The 1,712-nt window shown below is 47.5% G+C and carries 2 protein-coding genes; both read left to right on the top strand.

The annotated features are described in order from the left end of the window. The coding region (locus ABYP73_RS13025) for a thioredoxin domain-containing protein (protein ID WP_372974625.1) at positions 1-944 on the top strand (944 nt) is incomplete at its 5' end. A 74-nt stretch (positions 945-1,018) separates the two neighbouring features. After that, positions 1,019-1,712: mechanosensitive ion channel family protein (locus ABYP73_RS13030; RefSeq protein ID WP_372944950.1), on the top strand; the 694-nt coding region annotated here is incomplete at its 3' end.

The following is a 1,712-nucleotide window of genomic DNA, read 5'->3' on the forward strand; positions in this document are numbered from 1 at the left end:
TCTATGTGCTTATACGCGATTCTTCCCGGGAGGAAATGGCTAAAAAACACGGACTGGCCACAGAGAACTTTGAGCAGAGGATCCATGCCTGTAAAGAGATCCTGTTCAAAAGGCGCGAATCCCGATCGAGACCCAGGCTGGACGACAAGATCCTCACCTCCTGGAATGCCCTGATGGTCAAAGCCCTCATCGAGGCTTCCCGATACCTTAAAAACGAAACCTACCTCAAAATGGCACTGATGACCATCGAGTTCCTGGAAGGTGCCGTTGTTCGCAAAGATGGGAGCCTGTTTCACAATCACAAGGAAGGTAATAGCACTATTGCAGGGTTTCTGGAAGACTATGCCCTCCTTATCGACGCATACATACATGTATACGAAGTGACCTTTGAAGAACGCTGGATAATAAGGGCCCTGGAGCTAACAGACCATTGCCTGGATCATTTCCTCAATCCCACAGGCGACCTCTTCTTCTTTACTTCAGACCAGGAAACTGTTACGGTCAGAAGGTCCGTGGAAACGGCTGATAATGTCATCCCCGCTTCCAATTCGGTCATGGCGATGAACCTGTTCAGACTATCCTGCCTGTATCCCGACCGAAACTATGGACATACCGCAAACCGGATGCTCAGGACCATGAGGGAGAGCATCCTGGAAAACCCAAACAGCCATGCGCACTGGATGCACATGCCCCTTTTTGACGCCTACCCCTTCAGGGAGGTGGTGATCACAGGGGAGTCTGCCCACGATTTCGGAAGGTCTTTGCGGCATCATTATTTTCCGAATACACTCTTTGCAGGGGCTATTCAGGAGGGTTCTCTGAGTTTACTAAAGGGACGAATCCAAAAGGATAAAACTCTGATCTATATCTGTGAAGCCGGAGCGTGCAACCTGCCGGTTTCCTCTCCTGAAGAGGCCCTTGAACAACTCCGATCCGGCAGCTGACTTAACAAGACTTTATAGTTCCTGATTTGATATTGGGTCTTATTTTTGTTTGCTTTGCACAAAATCATACCGATATGGCATCTTTTTCAGAATATACAGAATATTTAGATCAGGGAATGAACTGGGTCATGGAGATCATACCCAACCTCATTACCGCAGCTATCATACTCGTTGTTGGGTGGTGGATCGTGAAGTTTATCAACAGGATGGTCCGCCGCTTTTTTCAAAAGAAGGACTACGACCAGGCCCTGGAAACCTTTCTACAAAGCTTTATCAGTATTGCCCTGAAACTCCTGTTGTTTGTCCTGGTCATTACTCAACTTGGCGTGAAATCGTCATCCCTGGTTGCCCTGGTGGGTGCCGCAGGTCTTGCGGTCGGACTGGCCCTGCAGGGATCCCTTTCAAATTTTGCAGGCGGAGTTCTGATCCTGATCTTCAAACCCTTTAAAGTGGGAGATTTTATCTCCGCCCAGGGAGTAGATGGGACGGTAAAAGAAATTACCATTTTCACCACGAAACTCAATACGTTTGGTAACCAGTTAGCCATTCTTCCCAACGGGCAGTTGTCTAACAACAACATCATCAATTACAACGCTGAAAATACCCGAAGGGATAAGATTGATATTGGTATTAGCTACTCTTCCAACATAAAAAAAGCAAAGGATATTCTTCTTGAGATCTGTGCAGAAAACAGTGGCATATTAAAAGATCCCGCCCCGGTCGTATTTGTAGGCGAACTGGCCGACAGCTCTGTGAACCTCACGCTCA

Source organism: Muriicola sp. (genome assembly GCF_041567615.1).
In the GTDB taxonomy this organism is placed as follows: domain Bacteria; phylum Bacteroidota; class Bacteroidia; order Flavobacteriales; family Flavobacteriaceae; genus Muriicola.